Origin of the sequence: Devosia lucknowensis, from assembly GCF_900177655.1 — a bacterium.
Classification (GTDB): Bacteria; Pseudomonadota; Alphaproteobacteria; order Rhizobiales; family Devosiaceae; genus Devosia; species Devosia lucknowensis.
Genome location: NZ_FXWK01000001.1, coordinates 1,010,350 through 1,030,139, shown reverse-complemented (window position 1 = coordinate 1,030,139; position 19,790 = coordinate 1,010,350). Strand labels below are relative to the sequence as shown.

Genomic DNA, 19,790 nt, shown 5'->3' with positions numbered 1-19,790 from the left:
TCAAGCCCCCCTATGCTACACACGGCCCGCAATTCCTCAAATCCCCCGGTTGCCATGTCTCAGGTCGTCACCCGCTTCGCTCCTTCTCCCACCGGCTATCTGCATATCGGCGGTGCCCGCACGGCCCTGTTCAGCTGGGCTTTCGCGCAGAACCAGGGCGGGAAGATGCTGTTGCGCATCGAAGATACCGACCGCGAGCGTTCGACCGAAGCGGCCGTGACGGCGCTGATCGACGGGCTGAAGTGGCTCGGCCTCGACTGGGATGGCGAGCCGATCAGCCAGTTCGGCCGGGCATCGCGTCATGCCGAGGTTGCCCATGAACTGGTCAAGATGGGCCACGCCTACTATTGCTATTGCTCGCCCGAGGAACTCGACCAGATGCGTGAAGAGGCCCGCGCCGCCGGCAAGCCGCCGCGCTACAACGGCTTCTGGCGCGATCGCGATCCGGCTGAGGCGCCGGAAGGCGTGAAGCCGGTCATCCGCATCAAGGCACCGCTGAGCGGCGAGATCGTCGTACACGACCATGTGCAGGGTGATGTCGTGTTCAAGACCGAGAACCTCGACGACTTCATTATCCTGCGCTCCGACGGCACGCCGACCTACATGCACGCGGTCGTCGTCGATGACCATGACATGGGCGTTACGCACATCATCCGCGGCGACGACCACCTGACCAATGCCGCCCGCCAGATCGTGATCTACAACGCCATGGGCTGGACGGTTCCGGAGATGGCGCATATCCCGCTGATTCACGGGCCGGATGGTGCGAAGCTTTCCAAGCGCCACGGCGCCCTCGGCGTCGAGGCTTACCGGCAGATGGGCTACCTGCCCGCCGCCGTCAGAAACTACCTCGCGCGCCTCGGCTGGAGCCATGGCGACGACGAGATATTCTCGACCGAGCAGATGGTGGAGTGGTTCAGCCTCGAAGCTCTCAACAAGGGCGCGGCACGCTTCGACTTCGTCAAGCTCGAGAACATCAACGGCCACTATATCCGCGAGTCAGATCCTCGCTATCTCTATGACGTGATGATCTCGACGGCCAAGGAAGTTGGCCGCAAGGTCGATGCCGAGGGCCTTGAAGCCAACCACAATACGGTGCTGGCGGCGTTGCCCGAGCTGCAGCCGCGGGCCAAGACCGTTCTGGAACTGATCGACCTGGCGCAGTTCATCTATGCGGTTCGTCCCATCGTCCCGGATGCGGCGGCGGCGGCATTGCTGACCGACGAAGCAAAGCATGTGCTGGCGAGCATTGCCGAAACGTTAGGGGGCCTTGCCGATTGGTCAGTGCCGGCTATCGACACGGCAATGCGTGCCTTGGCCGAAGAAAAGGGTCTCAAGCTCGGCAAGCTGGCACAGCCGCTGCGCGCGGCCCTCACCGGACGCACCGTTTCTCCGGGCATTTTCGAGGTGATGGTGCTGATCGGACGCGAGGAAAGCCTCGCCCGACTCGGCGACCAGATCGGCTCGGCAGCCTGACACACGAGGCTGTCGCCGAGCTGTCAGATAGATAAGTCATACTCACCTATCGGTTGCTTGCGATGGGCAAGACCTGATACCTCTCGTCGGGAAAATCGGCGCTTTGATGGCGCCGGCCCCGACCCCGTGTTTCCTGTCCTTTCCTGCGGGCGCGAGGGGTGAAGCGAGGAGAGCTCAATGACCGATAACGTCGCCAAACTCGTCATCGGAGACCAGACTCACGAATTCCCGATCCTGAGCGGTTCGGTGGGTCCGGATGTGATGGATATTCGATCGCTGTATGCCAAGACGGGCCTGTTTACCTACGACCCAGGCTTCACGTCGACCGCTGCCTGCGACAGCGCCATCACCTATATCGATGGCGACAAGGGCGAGCTGCTCTATCGCGGCTACCCGATCGAACAACTGGCCGACAAATCCAACTATCTGGAAGTCTGCTACCTGCTGCTGTACGGCGAGTTGCCGACCAAGACCCAGTTCGCCGAGTTCGAGAGCCTCGTCACGCGCCACACCATGGTGCACGAGCAGATGCACTATTTCTACCGCGGCTTCCGCCGCGATGCGCATCCGATGGCCATCATGACCGGCGTCGTCGGTGCCATGGCTGCCTTCTATCACGACAGCACCGACATCAACGATCCGCAGCAGCGCGAGATCGCGTCGATCCGCATGATCGCCAAGATCCCGACACTGGCGGCGATGGCCTACAAGTATTCGGTCGGTCAGCCTTTCGTGTATCCGCGCAACGACCTCGATTATGCGGCGAACTTCCTCCACATGTGCTTCTCGGTGCCCGCCGAGGAATACAAGGTGGATCCCAAGATCGCCCGGGCCATGGACCTGATCTTCACGCTCCATGCCGACCACGAACAGAATGCGTCGACGTCGACCGTGCGCCTGTCAGGTTCGTCCGATGCCAATCCGTTCGCCTGTATCGCTGCGGGCGTAGCATGCCTTTGGGGTCCGGCCCATGGCGGCGCGAACGAAGCCTGCCTCAACATGCTGCGCGAAATCGGCACCGTTGACCGCATTCCCGAGTTCATCGCGCGCGCCAAGGACAAGAACGATCCGTTCCGCCTGATGGGCTTCGGCCACCGCGTCTACAAAAACTTCGATCCGCGCGCCAAGGTGATGCAGCAGACCGCCAAGGAAGTGCTGGCCATCCTCGGCGTGGAAAACAATCCCACGCTGCAGGTCGCCCAGGAACTCGAGCGCATCGCACTCGAAGACCAGTACTTCATCGACCGCAAGCTCTATCCGAACGTGGACTTCTATTCGGGCGTCATCCTCGACGCCATCGGCTTCCCGACCTCCATGTTCACCGTGCTGTTCGCCGTTGCCCGCACCGTGGGCTGGATCAGCCAGTGGAAGGAAATGATCGGCGATCCGCAGAAGAAGATCGGCCGCCCGCGCCAGCTCTACAACGGCGCGACGGCCCGCGACTATCAGGCGATCGGCAGCCGCTGATTGCGCAGAATGGACAGGACCTGCTCCGCCGGGTCCTGTCGCAGATGCGGCGGGATACCCGCTTCCATCACGTCAACAAGCTCGTCAAAGGCCGCAATCTGGTCCTGACGGGCTTTTTTGTTGTCGAGGAGGTCCGCCAGGGCGTGGCTGACTCCGGCTGCGCTCAGCGGCGCGGCGACGATCTCCGGGACGACGTTCCTGCCAAGGATGATATTGGGTAGCGATACGGCCGGTCTCCCCAGCTTGTCGAAGACGCGGGCCTGATGGCGATCCAGCGCGTAGATGACCGCCATGGGGACACGTGCCAGAGCCAGTTCCAGAGTGACCGTGCCCGAAACGCAAAGCGCAGAGACGGCCGAGGCATAGAGCGCGCGGCGATCCGCCCGATTGTCGACTATGCGCACCGGGACCGGCCACGCTGCGGTCTCGGCTTCGAGACGCGCCCTCAATCTGGGTAAGGTGGGGATGACGAATTCGGAAACCGAAGGGCTAGCCGCGACGTCCTTTGCCACAGCCGCGAGGATTGGCATGTGGCGACGGAGTTCGCCAGAGCGGCTGCCGGGCAAGAGTACCAACGGGCCGCATTGCACGGGATCGCGGGGCGGGAGGACTTCGGCAAGGGCCGGATGGCCGACATAGCGGGTCCGCGGACCTGACAGCTTTTCCATGACCGCCGGCTCGAATGGGAGCACGGCAAGGACAGCATCGAACAGCGGGCGGAGACGCGCGGCACGCTCAGGATGACGCGCCCAGACCGATGGCGCAACATAGAGGATCAGGCTGCCGCGATAGCCTCGCTTGCGGAGCTTGGCAGCGAGCAGGCGCGAGAAGTCCTGTGCGTCGACCAGCACGACGACATCGGGCTGCGCGGCGAGGATGGCGCGGGCGGTCTGTTCGAGGCGCCAAAGCAGACGCGGCAGATTGACGAGCACATCGGTGACGCCCATCACGGCCAGGTCGCTCATCGGATAGAGCGAAACCAGACCCTGCGACGCGAGGTCATCGCCGCCAACGCCCGACAGTGTCAGCGAAACCCTGGACCTGAGACGGGCCACCAGATCGGCGCCGATGCGATCGCCGGACGGTTCGCCGGCGAGAATGAAGAGGCGAAGAGGGTCGCTCATGAACGCCTCGTCAATCGGTGACTATTCGCTTTCGTGCCCGTTGCGCGGCAGAAGGATGGGGCGATCCTGCGCCTCGGAGATGAAGCGCACCACTTCCTGGACCAGAACATCGTCCCGGAAGAGTTCAGCCGCATCCTCGACACGCTCGCGCAGTGTGCCTTCACTGGCAAAGATCTGCCGATAGGCGGCGCGGAGGCGGTGAATGGCCTCGCGATCGAACTTGCGGCGCTTGAGGCCCACGAGGTTGAGGCCCGTGAGAGTGGCGCGATTGCCGACTGCCATGCCGTAGGGAATGACGTCACCATCGACCATGGACTGGGCGCCGATGAAGGCATGTGCGCCAATGCGCGTGAACTGATGGATGACGCAGGTGCCGCCGAAGATGACATTATCGCCGACATGGACGTGGCCGGCGATGCCGACATAGTTGGCCATGATGACATTGTTGCCGATAATGGCGTCGTGGGCGACATGGGCATTGGCCATGATCAGGCATTCATCCCCGATCCTGGTGAGCATGCCGCCGCCCTCGGTGCCCGGATTGATGGTCACCGATTCGCGGATCGTGCAGTTGCGTCCGATCTCGAGACGAGAATCCTCGCCGTGAAACTTCAGGTCCTGTGGCTGGTGGCCGACCGAGGCGAACGGGAAAATGCGCGTGCCTTCACCAATCGTGGTGTTGCCCTCGACAACGGCATGAGACACGAGTTCGACATTGTCGCCCAAGACCACACGCGGGCCGACCATGCTGTAGGGACCGATGCGCACACCGGCTCCCAGCCTGGCGCCCTCGGCAATGATGGCCGTCGGGTGGACGACAGCAGAACTCACGAGGGCGCTCCGACGATCATCGCCGTGATTTCGGCCTCGGCGATGACCGCGCCATTGACCTTTGCCTCAGCCTTGTAGCGACCGACATTGCGGCGGCGGTGCATCTTAGCGATATGGAACTCGATGACGTCGCCGGGGCCCGCCGGCTTGCGGAACTTGGCGTTGTCCACGCCCAGCATGAGCACGATCTTTTTGCCACCGGCATTGCCATCGTGCTTGATGACGATGGCGCCGGCAGTCTGGGCCATGCCCTCGACGATCAGCACGCCCGGAAAGATCGGATTGCCCGGGAAGTGGCCGGTGAAGATCGGCTCGTTATAGGTGACGTTCTTGATGCCGACAGCCGACTCGTCACCATTGATGTCGACGATGCGGTCAATCATGAGGAAGGGGTAGCGATGTGGCAGCGCTTCCAGAATTTCGCCGATGCTCATGGCATCGAGTTCGGTGACGGCGGCGGTATCGTTCATCCCCGCTTCTCCCCCTTGGACAGTTTCCGCATGACGGCGAGCTCTCGCCAAAAATCTCTTATATCCTGTGCCGGCGCACCGGCAAGTTTGGATCCCGGCGGCCAATCCTTGGTCACCGCGGCGCGGCCATGGACCACGGAACCGGCCCCGATCGTCAGGTGACCCGAGGTGCCGACGCCGCCGCCGAGCAGGACGCCATCGCCCGTCGTGGTTGAACCGGATAGGCCGCTCATGGCCGCAATCAGGCAATAGCGGCCGATGCGGCAGTTGTGACCGATCTGGACCAGGTTATCGACCTTGGTGCCCTCTCCAAGGACAGTGTCACCGAGGGCGCCGCGGTCGACCGTGCTGTTGGCGCCGATTTCGACCTTGTCCTGCACGATGACGCGGCCGAGCTGCGGCACCTTGCGATTGGTGCGGCCAAAATCGAGCCAGCCGAAACCTTCGGTACCGATCCGTACGCCTGAATGGATTACGACATCATTGCCAAGATGGGCACAGTCGATCGTGCAGTTGGCAGAAATGATGCTGTTGCGGCCGATGGTGACACCAGAGCCGATGACGGTATTGGCCCCGATGATGGTGCCGCGGCCGATTTCGACGCCTGCGCCGATGACGACATTGGCCCCAATGACGACATCGCGCTCGAATACCGGCGCGCCGAGATCATCGCGTCCAGACGCGATGATCGCACGCGTGCTGCCGGGATAAAGCGCATCCAGAATATCGGCGAAGAGGTCGTATGGCTTGTCGACGGCGATGGCCAGACAGTGGGCGGGAACGGCATCAAGAAGCGCGGGAGCCACAAGCACGACACCGGCCGCCGTGCGGCGCAGCTCCTCGATGTAACTGGGCTGTGCGGCGAAGACGAGGTCCCCATTGCCGGCCATTTCGAGCTCGGAGACACCGGTGATCAGGTGGTCGCTGCCGGAGATCTGCTCAACCAGATCGGCACGACCAAGCTGCGCGAGCAGAGCGCCCAAGGTTAGCGGGCCGGCAAAGCGGTGAAAGCGTGTGTCGACCATAGTATCACTTAAAAAGAGAGAGCCGCGGCGCTACCGCCCCGCGGCTCCAAAACTCTGTCACGCCGACCTTATTAGAGCAAGGTCGAGATGGTGAACTGGAACATCTGTGTCCGGTCGTCGGTCGACTTGTTGAGCACGTGGGCGAAATCGCCACGCAGCGGGCCGAACGGCGAGTCCCAGATGAGCGAGGCGCCAACCGACGTCCGCCAGGGCTGGTCGTTGCTGGTGCCAACCGCAGCGCCACCACCAAGGATGTTGCTGCTGTCGCCGATCCAGGCCGCATCGGCCCAGACAGCACCGCTGAGGCCGTAGTTCTCAGGCAGACCGGGGATCGGGAACTCGATCTCGCCGGAGATACCGGCAAACATCGTGGTACCGACAAATTCACCGCTGGCGAGGCGCGGACCGAAGCCCCTGCCCTCGAAACCACGGATCAGCTGCGAGCCCGGCGTGAAGGCCTCGACCGCATGTACCTGACCGCCATCGAGGCTGTTGATCACGCCTGCCTGGCCACGGATGCTGCCGACGACGCCGCTGTCCGGAATGATCGGGACGAAGTAGCGTGCACGACCTTCGGTGCGGAGCAGGTTGTGATCCCAGCCGATATACTGCTGGCTGAACGTGGCGTAGAGCCCCTCGGTCGGCTTCTTGACGTCGTCAACGCCGTTCCAGGTCAGCGAGTAACCAACGAAGGCCTTATTGAATTCCTGGCCATTGGCGACGAAAGCCGAGAAATCAGGATTTTCGTCCTTGATGATCTTACGCTCGTATCCGCCAAAGAACTGGGCGTTCAGGGCGCTGGTGACCGGCACGCCGAGGCGCAGCTGACCACCGGTCGTTTGGGTGCCGTAGAAGCTCGCGGCGGTTTCGTCGCTGATGCGATGATATGCATCGACGCCAGCCGCGACCTTGAGGCCCATGAAGCGGGGTTCGGTGAACGAGAAGTCGAAGGTCCGACCGGCCTGCGACGCGCCAATGGCGGCACGCAGATACTGGCCACGACCCAGGAAGTTGCGTTCGGTGAGCGAGAGTTCGCCCAGGATGCCATCGCTGGTAGAGTAACCGGCGGTCACGCCGTACTCACCGGTCGACGCTTCCTCGACATTGATGTTGAGGACGATCTTGTCCGGAGCGGAGCCGGGACCGGTGGTGACGTCGACCTTGGAGAAATAGCCGAGAGCGTCGATGTTGGTACGGCCACGAACAACCAGCGAACGGTTGAACGGATCGCCTTCACCGAATTCGAGCTCGCGACGGATCACGAAGTCGCGGGTCTTGATATTGCCGGTGATGTTGATGCGCTCAACATAGACACGGGCACCCTCGTCGACGAGGTACGTCACGTTAAAGGTGTTGGTGGCCACATCACGGTCAAGACGGGCACGAACGTCGGCGAAGGAGTAACCCTGGGCCGTCGCTTCGTAAGCCATGTCCTCGATCGACTTCTGCAGGTCGAGCGTCGAATAGGTGGCGCCCTGCCCCGTACGGACCGTGCCACGCAGAACGTCGGTGTTGAGACCGTCGATGCTGGTTTCGATACCGACATTGCCGAACTTGTAACGCTGACCTTCATTGACGGTCACGTTGACATAATAGGCGTTCTTGGAGGCGTCGTACTCGGCAACCGAGTTCACCTGCGCATCGGGGAAACCGCGATTGGCGTAGTAGAGACGGATCCGCTCGCGATCGACGGCCATCTTCTGCTCGTCGTAGTTATCGTCGCGGAGCAACCAGCTCAGGATGCCCGACTCCTTGGTCAGCATCGTGCCCTTGAGGTTATTAGCCCCAATGGAGTTGTTGCCCGTGAAGTTGATGGCGGCGATGCCGGCGCGCTCACCTTCGTTGATCGTGAAGATCACACGGACACGGCCATCCTGAGTCGGCTCGGTACGGGCCGAAACAGTGATGCCGGTGAACCCATCGCGATCATACGCCTGGCGGATGCTCTCGATGTCAGCGTTGAGACGCTGCTGGGTGTAGATGCCTGACGTCGACATATCGACCATGGCCAGAAGCTGACTGTCGGGGAAACGACGATTTCCCTCGAAGAGTACGGAAGCAACCAGCTGTTCCTGAGCCTGGGCGGTAACGACGCCAAGGACAGGCAGGCCCGAAGCCAAGGGGGCAGCGCCCATAATGGCGATCGCGGAAACCGCGCCACGCATCAGCTTGGTAGGGTGGATCATATTGTTATTGCCTTCTGCGACCGGCCTGGAGAATCGCCATGCACAGCGCTCCCCCAAGCTAACTCCATGGAACTGTTTTACTGTTTTTTTAACCAGCGACAAGGCGTGAGTGACCACGCGGTTAGTAATTCATTGGCGTCCGTGTATTCGTGCAACACCTTGCGAACCAAGGTTAACAACGGGTTAGCGTAAAATACCGAAATGAGCGAACACCGTATCGTTGAAGAGTGTAAAGACCATCAATGCCAACACGAGGGCGAATCCGAACCGGAAACCGAGCTCCTGGATCCGCATGCTGAGTGGACGCCCCCTTATGGCTTCAACCAGATAGTACAGCAGATGCCCACCGTCCAGCATTGGAATGGGCAGCAGGTTGAATATCCCAATGTTCAATGACAGCAGCGCCATGAGGTTGATCAGCGCCACTATGCCCAGCGTGGCGACTTCGCCTGACACCTTGGCCACCTTGACCGGGCCGCCCAGCTGCTCGACGTCGCCGCGGCCGACGAAAAAATCGCCCAGAAATGCCGCGGTCCGCTGGATGATGAAGCGGATTTCCTCGAAGGTCATGCCGACCGCCTCGATCGGTCCCGGCCGATAAAGCGTGATGTCGGTATTCCCCACGTCACGGCTGATGCCGATACGACCGATGCGCTGTTCGTTTCCGAATCTGTCCTCGACGCGAACGGCCTCCGGCGTGAGGGTCACATCCTCAATGGCGCCGCCGCGCTCGAATTCGACCGCGATGGGACGCTCCGGGCTTGTGGCGACGAAACGCTGGAAATCCTCGAAGCCACGCACGACGTAGCCATCAACTGAGAGGATTTCGTCGCCCGGCAAGAAACCGGCCGCTTCCGCCGCAGAATTGGGCAGCACTTCGCCGATGACGGCGGGGATGGTGTAGCGACCGTAGCCGAGCAGCAATGCGTAAAGGATGAGAAAGGTCAGCAGCACATTGGCGATGGGACCTGCCGCCACGATAGCGATGCGCTGCCAGACATTCTTGTTGGCGAAGAGCTTCGGCGCCAGATCGGGCGGCACATCCCTGAGGGCATCGGCATCCGGTACGCTCGCGGCGTTCATATCGCCCACAAAGCGCACATAGCCCCCGAGCGGCACAGCCGAGATACGCCAGCGCGTGCCGTGCCGGTCGTTCCAGCCGAAGAGCTCGCGCCCGAAACCCACCGAAAAGGTCTGGATGGCGACGCCGTTCCAGCGGGCGACCAGATAGTGGCCCATCTCATGCACGAAGACGATGACCGTCAGTACCGCCAGAAACGGCACGAGGTAGGACAGAAGCCAGAAGGCGAAATCGAACATGCGTCTTCCAAGAACCGAGCGTTCAGCCGCGTAGGCGACGCGCTACCAGTGGAGCAAACCTTCCGCCACGCCGCCAAATCCGGCATGCGCAGCGCCGACCAATACGACCAGGAACACGCCGAATGTGAGGCTGTCCAGCCGGTCCATCAATCCACCGTGGCCGGGAATGATGTCGCCGCTGTCCTTGATGCGGAAATGGCGCTTGATCGCACTTTCGCTGAGGTCACCCGCCTGACCAAGCACGCTGATTGACGCAGAGAGCAGAAAGCCGATCCAGAGCGGAGAATCGGTAACCCAGGTCCAGACCAGCAGTCCGGCGAAAGTGCCGAGGGCGAGCCCACCCAATGCGCCTGACCAGGTCTTGGACGGCGAAATGTCGGGCGCCAGCTTTTCACCGCCGATCTGCCGGCCGGTGAAGAAGGCGGCCGAGTCCGTCATCCAGACAACCGTACCAAGGTAGACTCCTGCCCAGATGCCGGCTTCGCCCATGCCGCGCATCAGCAGCAGCGAGACAATGAGCGCGCCAAAAAGGACGATGCCGCCAATCCGCCAGAGACGGTGTTCGGGCTCCATGGTCAGCGCAACGACGCATGCGAGAGCTATCACGACCAGTGACCCGACGATCCCGAAGGCCGGAAACACCAGTCCGGACAGCGCCACCAGCCCGATCAATACCCAGCCCATGGGAGACAGCGGTGTTCTCGACACCATGGTCTCCCATTCGCGATAGGCGCCGCCATAGACGGCACCGACGACCGCAGCAAAAAGATAGCTACCGATGTAAAGGGCGGTGGCCGTCAAGGCGATCAGCACGATCGCCGAAAGGAGTCGCGGGCCCACATCGGCCCAGGATCGCCGCGGCTTGGACTGCGATGCCCCCCCCTCCGGTTCGCTCAAATCGCTGTCGCTCCAATGCCGCCGAAGCGCCGGTCGCGCTGGGAATAGACTTCGAGGACCCTGACGAAACTGTCTTCGTCGAAATCGGGCCAATGCTCGTCGACGAAAACGAATTCAGCGTATGCCGCCTGCCAGAGCAGGAAATTGGAAAGGCGCTGCTCGCCGCTTGTGCGGATGATGACATCAGGATCAGGCAGGCCAGCAGTATAGAGGGCATCGCCGAGACGAGTCTCGTCGATATCATCGGGCGCCAAGCGCCCTGCGGCCACTTCCCTGGCAAGATGGCGCGCGGCGGAGACGATCTCGGCCTTGCTGCCATAGTTGAAGGCGACTACGAGCGTCAGACCCGTGTTGGCTGAAGTCTTGTCCTCGACATCGTCGATGAGACGCACAAGGGAGCGATCCAGGCCCGCCCGATCGCCGATAATCCGAACCTTGACATTGTTGCGGATGAGACGCTGAAGATCTGACGCGACGAAGCGGCGCAGCAGATTGAAGATGAAGGACACTTCGTCGGGCGGACGCGACCAGTTCTCGGAAGAGAAACTGAAGACCGTGAGGTAGCCAACGCCGTAGTTGATGCAATGTTCGACGAGACCGCGGAGCGACTTCACGCCTTCGACATGCCCCTCGGTGCGGCGCTTGCCGCGCATCTTGGCCCAGCGTCCATTGCCATCCATGATGACGCCGACATGACGCGGGATCTTGAGGCCCGCGCCTGGTTCAGCTCTCACATTCGCGGCGGGTTCCCCTGCCATCGACGCCCTCCCGGCGCAATCAGCAGGTCAATCAGACCTGCATGATTTCCTGTTCCTTGGTCGTCACAATGGTATCGATCTCGGCAACAGCATCGTCTGTTGCCTTCTGCACGAGTTCGGTCTGCTTCTTGGCATCGTCCTGGCTCATGTCGCCGTCCTTCTCCGCCTTTTTCAAGGCGTCCATGCCGTCGCGACGAATATGGCGCACCGCGACACGGGCCTGTTCGGCATAGGTGTGGGCAACCTTGGCCAGTTCCTTGCGGCGCTGCTCGTTGAGCTCAGGCAGCGGAACGCGGATGACCTGGCCCTCGCTCATCGGGTTGAGACCAAGGCCACTATCGCGAATAGCCTTCTCCACGGCATTAGCCATGCCGCGATCCCATACCTGCACCGAGAGCATGCGTGGCTCGGGGACGGTAACGGTCGCCACCTGGTTGAGCGGCATGCGCGAACCGTAGGCATCGACGGTGACGGGCTCGAGCAGGCTGGCACTGGCGCGACCGGTCCGCAAACCACCCAGTTCGTCCTTGAGCGATGCGACGGTCTTCTGCATCCGGGTCTTGAGGTCTTTGAGATCGTAATTTGCGGCCATAACCGTTTCCTTCCAGTCCTTGTTCCGATGCGATGCAGACATCGCCCGGCGTCAAACAGCAGTGCATGGTGGCGCGGACAGGGCGCCGGGAGCCAGATGCAGGCTCTAGCGCGGATTGCCCACCCGGGTCGAGCGCCCCCTGCCCTCGAGCACGCCAGACAAACCCGCCGCATCGTCCAATGCGTATACGATTATCGGCATGGCATTGTCGCGGGCAAGGGCGAATGCGGCTGTATCCATGACCTTGAGGTTCTTGCCGATGACTTCGTCATAGCTGATCTGCTCGTAACGGGTCGCCGTCGGATCCTTGACGGGGTCGGCAGTGTAAACGCCGTCGACCTTGGTGCCCTTGAGGACAACGTCGCATTCGAGCTCGATAGCGCGCAGGGTTGCGGCCGTGTCGGTGGTGAAGAACGGGTTGCCGGTGCCGCCGCCCAGGACGACGACAAAGCCTTCCTCCAGCGCCATCTTGGCGTCGCGAGCGGTGAACGTATCGGCGACCGAAGGCATGGTGGCGGCGCTGAGCGGTTTGGATTTGACACCTTGGCGCGCGATCGCATTGCTCAGCGCAAGGGCGTTGATCATGGTGCCGAGCATGCCCATGAGATCGGCAGTAACGCGATCGGTGCCGTCGGCAGCGCCCGCCATGCCGCGGAAAATATTGCCGCCGCCGACGACGATGGCGACCTGCACGCCGCCACGCGCCACATCGGCTATCTGGGCGGCAACACGCTGCAGATAGGGCGGCTCGATGCCGAACGAATTGTCTCCCGCCAGCGCCTCACCCGAAACCTTGAGCAAAATGCGCTTGTAGGCAGATGACATCGACCGGACCCCTTTGTCGGTAAAGTGCGGGCCACCGAATCCGGCGGACCGGCGAACCCTAGGGCAAAACGACAGCCAAATGAAGCCGACGCCCCTTGTGCAATTTTTGAGAAACTTCAGGCTCGATCCACAAGACAGGACAGTCCCGGAGAGCGGGAGACGGACCCTTGGGCCCGTCTCCGATTGATCTGGCTTACTTGACGCCAGCCGTCGCGGCCACTTCGGCCGCAAAGTCGCTCTCGACCTTTTCGATGCCTTCGCCAAGGGCGAAGCGGACGAACTTGGTCAGCTTGATCGGAGCGCCGGCATCCTTTTCGGCGTTCTTGATCGCATCGGCAACCTTGGTCTCGCCATCAATGACGAAAACCTGGCTGAGCAGAGTGACTTCCTCGAAGTACTTGCGCATGCGGCCTTCGACCATCTTCTCGGCAATGTCAGCGGACTTGCCGCTTTCCTTGACCTGCTCGAGAATGATGGCGCGCTCGCGGGCAACGACGTCCTGGTCGAGCTCGTCCGGAGCAATCGCCTGCGGCTGAGCCGCCGCAATGTGCATGGCAAGCTGCTTGCCCAGTGCCGACAGAGCGGCCTTGTCGCCGGTCGATTCCAAAGCAACCAGGATGCCGATCTTGCCCATACCGGGCTTGACCGCATTGTGGATGTAGCTTTCCACGACGCCATCGGACACCGACACGGTCTGCGTGCGGCGCAGGGTCATGTTCTCGCCAATCTTGGCGATGGCTTCGGTCAGTTCGGCGGAAACCGAGTGGCCAGTACCGGGGAACGGCATCTCGCCGAGCTTGACCACGTCGCCATCGGCGTCGAGAGCGAGCTTGGCAACGGCGCCGACGATATTCTGGAACTGCTCGTTGCGGGCAACGAAGTCGGTTTCAGAATTGACCTCGACGACAGCAGCCTTGGTTCCGGCGGTGGCGACACCGACGAGACCTTCAGCAGCGACGCGATCGGCCTTCTTGGCGGCCTTGGCAAGGCCACGTGTGCGCAGCCAGTCGACCGCAGCTTCCATGTCGCCATTGGTTTCGGCCAGAGCCTTCTTGCAGTCCATCATCCCGACGCCAGTCGAGTCGCGGAGCTGCTTGACCATTGCAGCAGTGATTTCCATGGGTTCACCTCTTGGCGGCCCCTCTCGGGGCGGCTTATTCGAGTAGGGATCAGTCTGAGCCCGAAATCGGGCTGGACGTGCTTCCGGTGAGGAAGCACGTCCGCACGACGATTAGTTGACGGCGGCCTCGCCTTCGGCCGGAAGGTCTTCCACCGGAGCTTCGGTCGAGGAACCGAGGTCGGCGCCCAGGGCGCTCGACGAACGGCCGATGCCGTCGATGGCAGCGCGCGAAATCAGCGAGACATACAGCTCGAGAGCGCGGCTGGCATCGTCATTGCCGGGGATGGCGTAGTCGACGATGTCGGGATCGCAATTGGTATCAACAATGGCGACAACCGGGATGCCCAGACGACGGGCTTCCTTGATGGCGTTCTCTTCCTTGTTGGTGTCGATCACGAACAGGAGGTTCGGCAGGTTGCCCATGTCCTTGATGCCGCCCAGGTCGCGCTCGAGACGCTCCTGTTCGCGGGACATCATCAGGCGTTCCTTCTTGGTGCGCAGAGCCAGATCGGCTTCGCTCATCGATTCCAGCTCGCGCAGACGGGCGATCGAGTTGGAAATGGTCTGCCAGTTGGTGAGCGTGCCACCGAGCCAACGCGAGTTGACATAGTACTGAGCCGACTGCTTGGCGGCTTCAGCCACCAGCGGAGCGGCCTGGCGCTTGGTGCCGACGAAGAGCACGCGGCCGCCATCGGCGACGGTGTCGCTGACGAGCTGAAGGGCGCGCTGCAGAGCAGGAACGGTCTGCGACAGGTCGAGAATGTGGATGTCGTTGCGAACGCCAAAGATGTGACGTTCCATCTTCGGGTTCCAGCGGTGCTTCTGGTGGCCGAAGTGCACGCCAGCTTCCAGAAGCTGACGCATGGAGAATTCAGGCAGTGCCATGATGGGCTGCTCCTTAACCGGTTATACCTCCACGAAACTTGCAGCGGATAACCGCCACCGGATGGAATTCCCTCAAGTGGAATGCCGGTTTCGTGTGTGAGATCACGTCCAACCCGTGTCGAACGCGTGGGTGCTATAGGCGAACCCAGCCGAAGACGCAAGCACTTGCGCCCCAACCGGCGGTCTCCGGCATTTTCACGATCATTTCAATGAACGCATCAGAGCCGGATGGTATTGTCCTTCATGGACCCGCGCGACGACGCGGGGACGAAGGGTGAAAGCCCCCATGCGGGAGAGAGGGCGCAAGCCCGGCTCTCCCGTGTCTGTTTTCAGCCCGTTGCAAAATCGACTACAATTGGGACGTGGTCACTGATCGATGTAGCGGTCCATTCCTCGTAGCCCCCCACGGTCACCTTCCTAGAGGCGCCTTTTGGGCCAAAAGCATAGTCGATATGGAAGCCCCGCTCCTCTCTCCAGTATTGGAAATAGGTTGGGCTTTGCTCCGCACCGAACGGCTCTTTCGTGATCGCGTGGTATGAGCTCTCTAATCCAATCGAATCAAAAGCCAGCTTGGCATCCTCAAAATTATGTCCAGCGGGCCGTTTGAACTTCTGAGACTGGTTGAAATCACCTGCCCACACCGTAAAATGCTGTCGGCTCCACCCTGATAATTGTTCAATTGCTGATAAGGTACCTCGCGTATAGGAAGGGTCCTTCTTGGAACACACACCCACAATCTGGAAGTGACGATCGAAAATTTCGAAACTGCCTGTGACGAAGATACTGGACTGAACCTCAGGACCTGGAGTTAAGACCACTCCCGCTGGTGCAATAATCGCCACACCCCGGTCGCCTTTGCCCAACCAAACCATTTGGGATGCCGGTAGTGATCGAAAGTCCGCCGTTCGACATTCACTCACGATAAGAACAGATGGCCGCAGGTCCTGGATGCGCGACCAGCCCTTGGGCAAATTCATGGCAGCGTTCCAAGCGACAACTCTCAAACTTTGTCGTTCAGGCAAATCGCACGTCGGTGACGCCGTCGAGCGCCTTGATGCCACCCGCCACTTCTGCCGTGACATTGTACTTTCCGGGCAGCTCGATCTCGTATTCGCGGGCGCCATCGTCGCGGATGACCACGAAGTTGACGGTGCCATTGCCACCGCGCTTGAGCTGGGCGCTCGTCGCCGTCAGCGCGCGCTGATCCGCCAGGAATACAGTCAACTGCCGATCGACACGCTCGGCCATGCCCTCGATGGGCTTGGCGGACACAAGACGCAGGCTGATGCCCTCTGCGCGCTCGTCGGCGCCGACCTCGAGGATCACCGAATTGCCGGGCTGCAAGATGGAGCCGAAATCGTTGATTTGCTCCGAAAAGGCAATGCATTCAAAGGTGCCGCTCTGATCCGACAGGGTCAGGATCATCATCGGCGTGCCTTTACGCGTTCGCCTGTCGTTACGGGACGAGATGGTGCCGGCCAACCGCCCCGCCCCAGCTCCGTCCTTGACCGCGCGCTCAAAATCGCTCCAGCGTTGCACGCGCAGTTTTTCGAACAGATCCGAATAGGCATCGAGCGGATGGGCCGACAGGTGGAAGCCGATGGCGGCCAATTCCCGGTCGGCGCGCTCGGTGGAATTCCAGACCGCGACACCGGTGGGAAGACGGAACGGCTCGGGCTCGGCGGAATCGAACATGTTCCACTGGCCTTCATTGCGCTCGCTGGTGAGTGCCTGAGCCGTGCCGATGATCGTTTCCACGGCAGCGAAAGCCACCTCGCGGCGCGGCGCCAGACTGTCGAAGGCACCGGCATTGACCAGGGTTTCAAGGGTCCGCTTGTTGAGAACGCGCGGATCAACACGGCGGGCGAAGTCGCCCAGATCCACGAACGGCTTGTCTCCGCGCACCTCGACGATGTGCTCGGCCATGGCGCGGCCGACGCCCTTGACGGCCGAGAGACCGTAGTGAATGCGGTCGTCCTTCACCGAGAACACGACTTCGGACTGGTTGACGCAGGGTGGGACGACTTCGATCTTCTTCTTGCCGGCCTCACGGCGGAAATCGGAGAGCTTGTCGGTCTGCGCCATGTCGAGCGTCATCGAGGCGGCGTAGAATTCGTGCGGGAAATGTTCCTTGAGATAGGCCGTCTGGTACGACACCCAGGCGTAGGCGGCCGCATGGCTCTTGTTGAAGCCGTAATTGGCGAACTTGGCCAGAAGGTCGAAAATTTCGTCGGCAAGCGCCTCCTTGACGCCTTCCTTGGACGACCCGTCACGGAAACGGACGCGCTGACGATCCATCTCAGCGCGGTCCTTCTTACCCATGGCGCGGCGCAGCATGTCGGCTTCGCCGAGCGAATAGCCTGACAAGAGCTGGGCGATCTGCATCACCTGCTCCTGGTAGACGATGATGCCGTAGGTCTCGTCGAGCACCGTCGACAGCGTCGGATGCGGATACGCCACGTCCTCGCGCCCGTGCTTTCGATCGATGAAGCTCGGGATGTTGTCCATCGGACCAGGCCGATAGAGCGCGTTCATGGCGATGAGGTCTTCGATACGGTCGGGCTTGAGATCCATGAGGGCGCGGCGCATGCCCGCCGACTCAAACTGGAAGATGCCGTATGTGTCGCCGCGGGCGTAAAGCTTGTAGGTGGCGGCATCGTCGATCGGAATGGCATCGATATCGATCTCGATGCCGCGCTTTTTCACCATGTCGACCGCATAACGGATGGTGGTGAGGGTCTTCAATCCAAGGAAGTCGAACTTCACGAGGCCGGCCGGCTCGACCCATTTGAGATTGTACTGCGTGACCGGCATGTCGGAGCGCGGATCTCGGTAGAGCGGCAGCAATTCCTGCAGCGGCCGATCGCCGATGACGATGCCGGCGGCGTGGGTCGAGGCGTGACGGAACAGCCCTTCGAGCGACTTGGCGATCTCGACCAGCTGCGCGACCGTCTCGTCCTCGTCGGCCATCTGCTTGAACTGCGGCACCTCGTTCATGGTGCGTTCGACGGACCAGGGATCGGCAGGATTGGCCGGCACGAGCTTGCAGATGCGGTCGACCTGCCCATAGGGCATCTGCAGGACGCGACCGACGTCGCGCAGGACGGCGCGGGCCTGGAGCGTACCGAAGGTGATGATCTGCGCGACCTGCTCGCTGCCGTACTTGTCCTGCACGTAGTCGATGACTTCCTCGCGCCGGTCCTGGCAGAAGTCGATATCGAAGTCAGGCATCGAAATGCGTTCAGGGTTGAGGAAGCGCTCGAACAGCAGATTGTAGCGAAGCGGATCGAGATCGGTGATGGTGGTGGCATAGGCCACCAGCGAGCCGGCGCCGGAGCCGCGGCCAGGACCAACAGGAATGTCGTGGGCTTTGGACCACTGGATAAAGTCGGCCACAATCAGGAAGTAGCCCGGGAATTTCATCTTTTCGATGATGCGAAGCTCGAAATCGAGCCGTTCCCGATATTCCGTTTCGGTCTTGCCAGGAGCGATGCCGGTGGTGGCGAGGCGCTTGTCGAGCCCCTCGACCGCGATGCGACGCAGCTCCGCGGCTTCGGCGGCGACGACTTCATCTTCGGTGGCGTGCGACCCGGCGGCGAATTTGGGCAGGATGGGCCCGCGCGTGCGCGGACGGAATGCGACGCGCTTTGCAATCTCGATAGTGGAATCGAGTGCCTCCGGCAGGTCGGAGAACAGCTCCACCATCTCGGCGCGGGTCTTGAAATAGTATTGGTCGTTAAGCTTGCGCCGCTCGGTCTGGGCCAGCACCGAACCACCGGCAATAGCGAGCAGCGCGTCGTGCGCTTCGTACTCCTTTGCCGTCTTGAAGAATGGCTCGTTTGTCGCGACCAGCGGGATGCCCTTGCGGTAGGCATAATCCACAAGACGGGGCTCGACCGTCGCCTCCGTGGGACGGCCGTGTCGCTGCAGTTCGATGTAGAAACGATCCCCGAACAGGTCGGCCAGGCGATCAAGGCGCCTCGTCGCATTGGCGTCCTGGCCGTTGGCGAAGGCCATGTCGATGGCACCCTCGGGGCCACCGGAGAGGCAGATGAGGCCTGAAAGAGTGTCGCGGCTCATCCACTCGAGACTGGCGCGGGCCAGGCCATCAGCGCTTTCGAGATAGGCACGCGACACCAGTTGCGAGAGGTTGGAAAACCCCTCTTCCGACTGCGCCATGAGCACGACGCTGGATTTGCCGGTCCAGGCGGCATGGCCGCGTTCGCTGATGCGCTCCTCGGTTGCGGCGAAGTCGACGGCGAGTTCCACGCCAATCAGCGGCTGAATGCCCTTCTTGGTGGCCTTTTCGGAAAATTCCAGCGCACCAAAGAGATTGCCGGTATCGGCCAGACCGAGTGCGGGCTGCTTGTCTTCGGCGGCCAACTTGAGGATTGTCTCAAGCTGAACCGCACCTTCCAGAAGCGAGAAGGCAGAGTGAACGTGAAGGTGAATGAAGCCAGGGCCGCGCATTTGCATCTCCTTGCCCATCCTTGGTCGACGCAACGCGGCGGGTCAAACCACGCATTGTTCAATCCACAGGGGATCAGGCGAAATGGGCGATGATGTCCATCCAGGTGAGCGAGCCGACGGTGAAGGCCCCCAGGGTTACAAAAGCGGCGAGGTCTTTGACGAAATCAAGCATTCTAATCTCCCGTGTTTCTGTGTTTGTTCTTATATGTTCGATTTTTGTTCTCGTCCAGATGGGAACAGTGGTGAAACCGGGGACAGGGGTTAACTGGTTAGGATTTGGTTAGGGGAGGTATCGCGCACGTTAAGATTCGGGACATGCGTCGAGGGGTATGGACCCGAACGCG

16 protein-coding genes are annotated in these 19,790 nt (G+C 61.4%); 2 read left to right on the top strand and 14 right to left on the bottom strand.

The features are described 5' to 3' along the window. Positions 1-54 precede the first annotated feature (54 nt). Together gltX and gltA are read left to right on the top strand one after the other, a co-directional pair. A complete protein-coding gene (gltX, locus tag CCK88_RS04860; RefSeq protein WP_086469375.1) occupies positions 55-1,476 on the top strand; it encodes a glutamate--tRNA ligase in 1,422 nt (473 codons plus the stop codon). Between the two features lie 177 nt (positions 1,477-1,653). Then, positions 1,654-2,943, top strand: a complete 1,290-nt coding sequence (gene gltA, locus CCK88_RS04855; RefSeq protein ID WP_086469374.1) for a citrate synthase — start codon at positions 1,654-1,656, stop codon at positions 2,941-2,943. Here gltA and CCK88_RS04850 read toward each other — a convergent pair. The 14 genes from CCK88_RS04850 to dnaE form a co-directional block, all read right to left on the bottom strand. Then, positions 2,922-4,067 (bottom strand): lipid-A-disaccharide synthase, encoded by a 1,146-nt coding sequence (locus tag CCK88_RS04850; protein WP_086469373.1) that lies wholly within the window; start codon positions 4,065-4,067, stop codon positions 2,922-2,924. The two genes, gltA and CCK88_RS04850, sit on opposite strands and share 22 nt — an antisense overlap. Before the next feature lie 21 nt (positions 4,068-4,088). Beyond that, positions 4,089-4,898, bottom strand: a complete 810-nt coding sequence (lpxA, locus tag CCK88_RS04845) for an acyl-ACP--UDP-N-acetylglucosamine O-acyltransferase (RefSeq protein WP_086469372.1) — start codon at positions 4,896-4,898, stop codon at positions 4,089-4,091. Beyond that, on the bottom strand, positions 4,895-5,368 hold the full coding sequence (fabZ, locus tag CCK88_RS04840; protein WP_170926353.1) for a 3-hydroxyacyl-ACP dehydratase FabZ: 474 nt from the start codon (positions 5,366-5,368) through the stop codon (positions 4,895-4,897). The genes lpxA and fabZ overlap by 4 nt, the downstream gene beginning before the upstream one ends. Then, positions 5,365-6,393: a UDP-3-O-(3-hydroxymyristoyl)glucosamine N-acyltransferase gene (gene lpxD, locus CCK88_RS04835; protein WP_086469371.1), complete on the bottom strand. Its 1,029-nt coding sequence runs from the start codon at positions 6,391-6,393 to the stop codon at positions 5,365-5,367. Before lpxD ends, fabZ begins: the two co-directional genes overlap by 4 nt. Positions 6,394-6,464: 71 nt before the next feature. Then, a complete protein-coding gene (gene bamA, locus CCK88_RS04830) occupies positions 6,465-8,579 on the bottom strand; it encodes an outer membrane protein assembly factor BamA (RefSeq protein WP_086469370.1) in 2,115 nt (704 codons plus the stop codon). A gap of 183 nt (positions 8,580-8,762) precedes the next feature. Beyond that, complete coding sequence (gene rseP / locus CCK88_RS04825) at positions 8,763-9,899, bottom strand: RIP metalloprotease RseP (RefSeq protein ID WP_086469369.1); 1,137 nt, start codon at positions 9,897-9,899, stop codon at positions 8,763-8,765. Positions 9,900-9,941: 42 nt separating this feature from the next. Continuing rightward, the gene (locus CCK88_RS04820) at positions 9,942-10,796 is read right to left on the bottom strand and encodes a phosphatidate cytidylyltransferase (protein ID WP_170926352.1); all 855 of its coding nucleotides are present in this window, start codon (positions 10,794-10,796) and stop codon (positions 9,942-9,944) included. Beyond that, positions 10,793-11,554, bottom strand: coding sequence for an undecaprenyl pyrophosphate synthase (locus CCK88_RS04815; RefSeq protein WP_086469367.1), 762 nt, complete (start codon positions 11,552-11,554; stop codon positions 10,793-10,795). The genes CCK88_RS04820 and CCK88_RS04815 overlap by 4 nt, the downstream gene beginning before the upstream one ends. A 31-nt stretch (positions 11,555-11,585) precedes the next feature. Further along, on the bottom strand, positions 11,586-12,146 hold the full coding sequence (gene frr / locus CCK88_RS04810) for a ribosome recycling factor (protein WP_086470812.1): 561 nt from the start codon (positions 12,144-12,146) through the stop codon (positions 11,586-11,588). A gap of 105 nt (positions 12,147-12,251) precedes the next feature. Beyond that, the gene (gene pyrH / locus CCK88_RS04805; protein WP_086469366.1) at positions 12,252-12,971 is read right to left on the bottom strand and encodes a UMP kinase; all 720 of its coding nucleotides are present in this window, start codon (positions 12,969-12,971) and stop codon (positions 12,252-12,254) included. A 193-nt stretch (positions 12,972-13,164) separates the two neighbouring features. Beyond that, positions 13,165-14,091: a translation elongation factor Ts gene (gene tsf / locus CCK88_RS04800; protein ID WP_086469365.1), complete on the bottom strand. Its 927-nt coding sequence runs from the start codon at positions 14,089-14,091 to the stop codon at positions 13,165-13,167. A 111-nt stretch (positions 14,092-14,202) separates the two neighbouring features. Further along, on the bottom strand, positions 14,203-14,976 hold the full coding sequence (rpsB, locus tag CCK88_RS04795; protein WP_086469364.1) for a 30S ribosomal protein S2: 774 nt from the start codon (positions 14,974-14,976) through the stop codon (positions 14,203-14,205). Positions 14,977-15,305: 329 nt separating this feature from the next. Then, complete coding sequence (locus tag CCK88_RS04790) at positions 15,306-15,953, bottom strand: exonuclease/endonuclease/phosphatase family protein (protein ID WP_140048888.1); 648 nt, start codon at positions 15,951-15,953, stop codon at positions 15,306-15,308. 37 nt (positions 15,954-15,990) lie between these two features. After that, complete coding sequence (dnaE, locus tag CCK88_RS04785; RefSeq protein ID WP_086470811.1) at positions 15,991-19,446, bottom strand: DNA polymerase III subunit alpha; 3,456 nt, start codon at positions 19,444-19,446, stop codon at positions 15,991-15,993. Positions 19,447-19,790 lie beyond the last annotated feature (344 nt).

Coding starts and splice junctions, on each gene's coding strand:
- gltX (WP_086469375.1), top strand. CDS start 55: ATGTCTCAGGTCGTCACCCGCTTCGCTCCTTCTCCCACCGGCTATCTG.
- gltA (WP_086469374.1), top strand. CDS start 1,654: ATGACCGATAACGTCGCCAAACTCGTCATCGGAGACCAGACTCACGAA.
- CCK88_RS04850 (WP_086469373.1), bottom strand. CDS start 4,067: ATGAGCGACCCTCTTCGCCTCTTCATTCTCGCCGGCGAACCGTCCGGC.
- fabZ (WP_170926353.1), bottom strand. CDS start 5,368: ATGAACGATACCGCCGCCGTCACCGAACTCGATGCCATGAGCATCGGC.
- lpxD (WP_086469371.1), bottom strand. CDS start 6,393: ATGGTCGACACACGCTTTCACCGCTTTGCCGGCCCGCTAACCTTGGGC.
- bamA (WP_086469370.1), bottom strand. CDS start 8,579: ATGATCCACCCTACCAAGCTGATGCGTGGCGCGGTTTCCGCGATCGCC.
- rseP (WP_086469369.1), bottom strand. CDS start 9,899: ATGTTCGATTTCGCCTTCTGGCTTCTGTCCTACCTCGTGCCGTTTCTG.
- CCK88_RS04815 (WP_086469367.1), bottom strand. CDS start 11,554: ATGGCAGGGGAACCCGCCGCGAATGTGAGAGCTGAACCAGGCGCGGGC.
- frr (WP_086470812.1), bottom strand. CDS start 12,146: ATGGCCGCAAATTACGATCTCAAAGACCTCAAGACCCGGATGCAGAAG.
- pyrH (WP_086469366.1), bottom strand. CDS start 12,971: ATGTCATCTGCCTACAAGCGCATTTTGCTCAAGGTTTCGGGTGAGGCG.
- tsf (WP_086469365.1), bottom strand. CDS start 14,091: ATGGAAATCACTGCTGCAATGGTCAAGCAGCTCCGCGACTCGACTGGC.
- rpsB (WP_086469364.1), bottom strand. CDS start 14,976: ATGGCACTGCCTGAATTCTCCATGCGTCAGCTTCTGGAAGCTGGCGTG.
- CCK88_RS04790 (WP_140048888.1), bottom strand. CDS start 15,953: ATGAATTTGCCCAAGGGCTGGTCGCGCATCCAGGACCTGCGGCCATCT.
- dnaE (WP_086470811.1), bottom strand. CDS start 19,446: ATGCGCGGCCCTGGCTTCATTCACCTTCACGTTCACTCTGCCTTCTCG.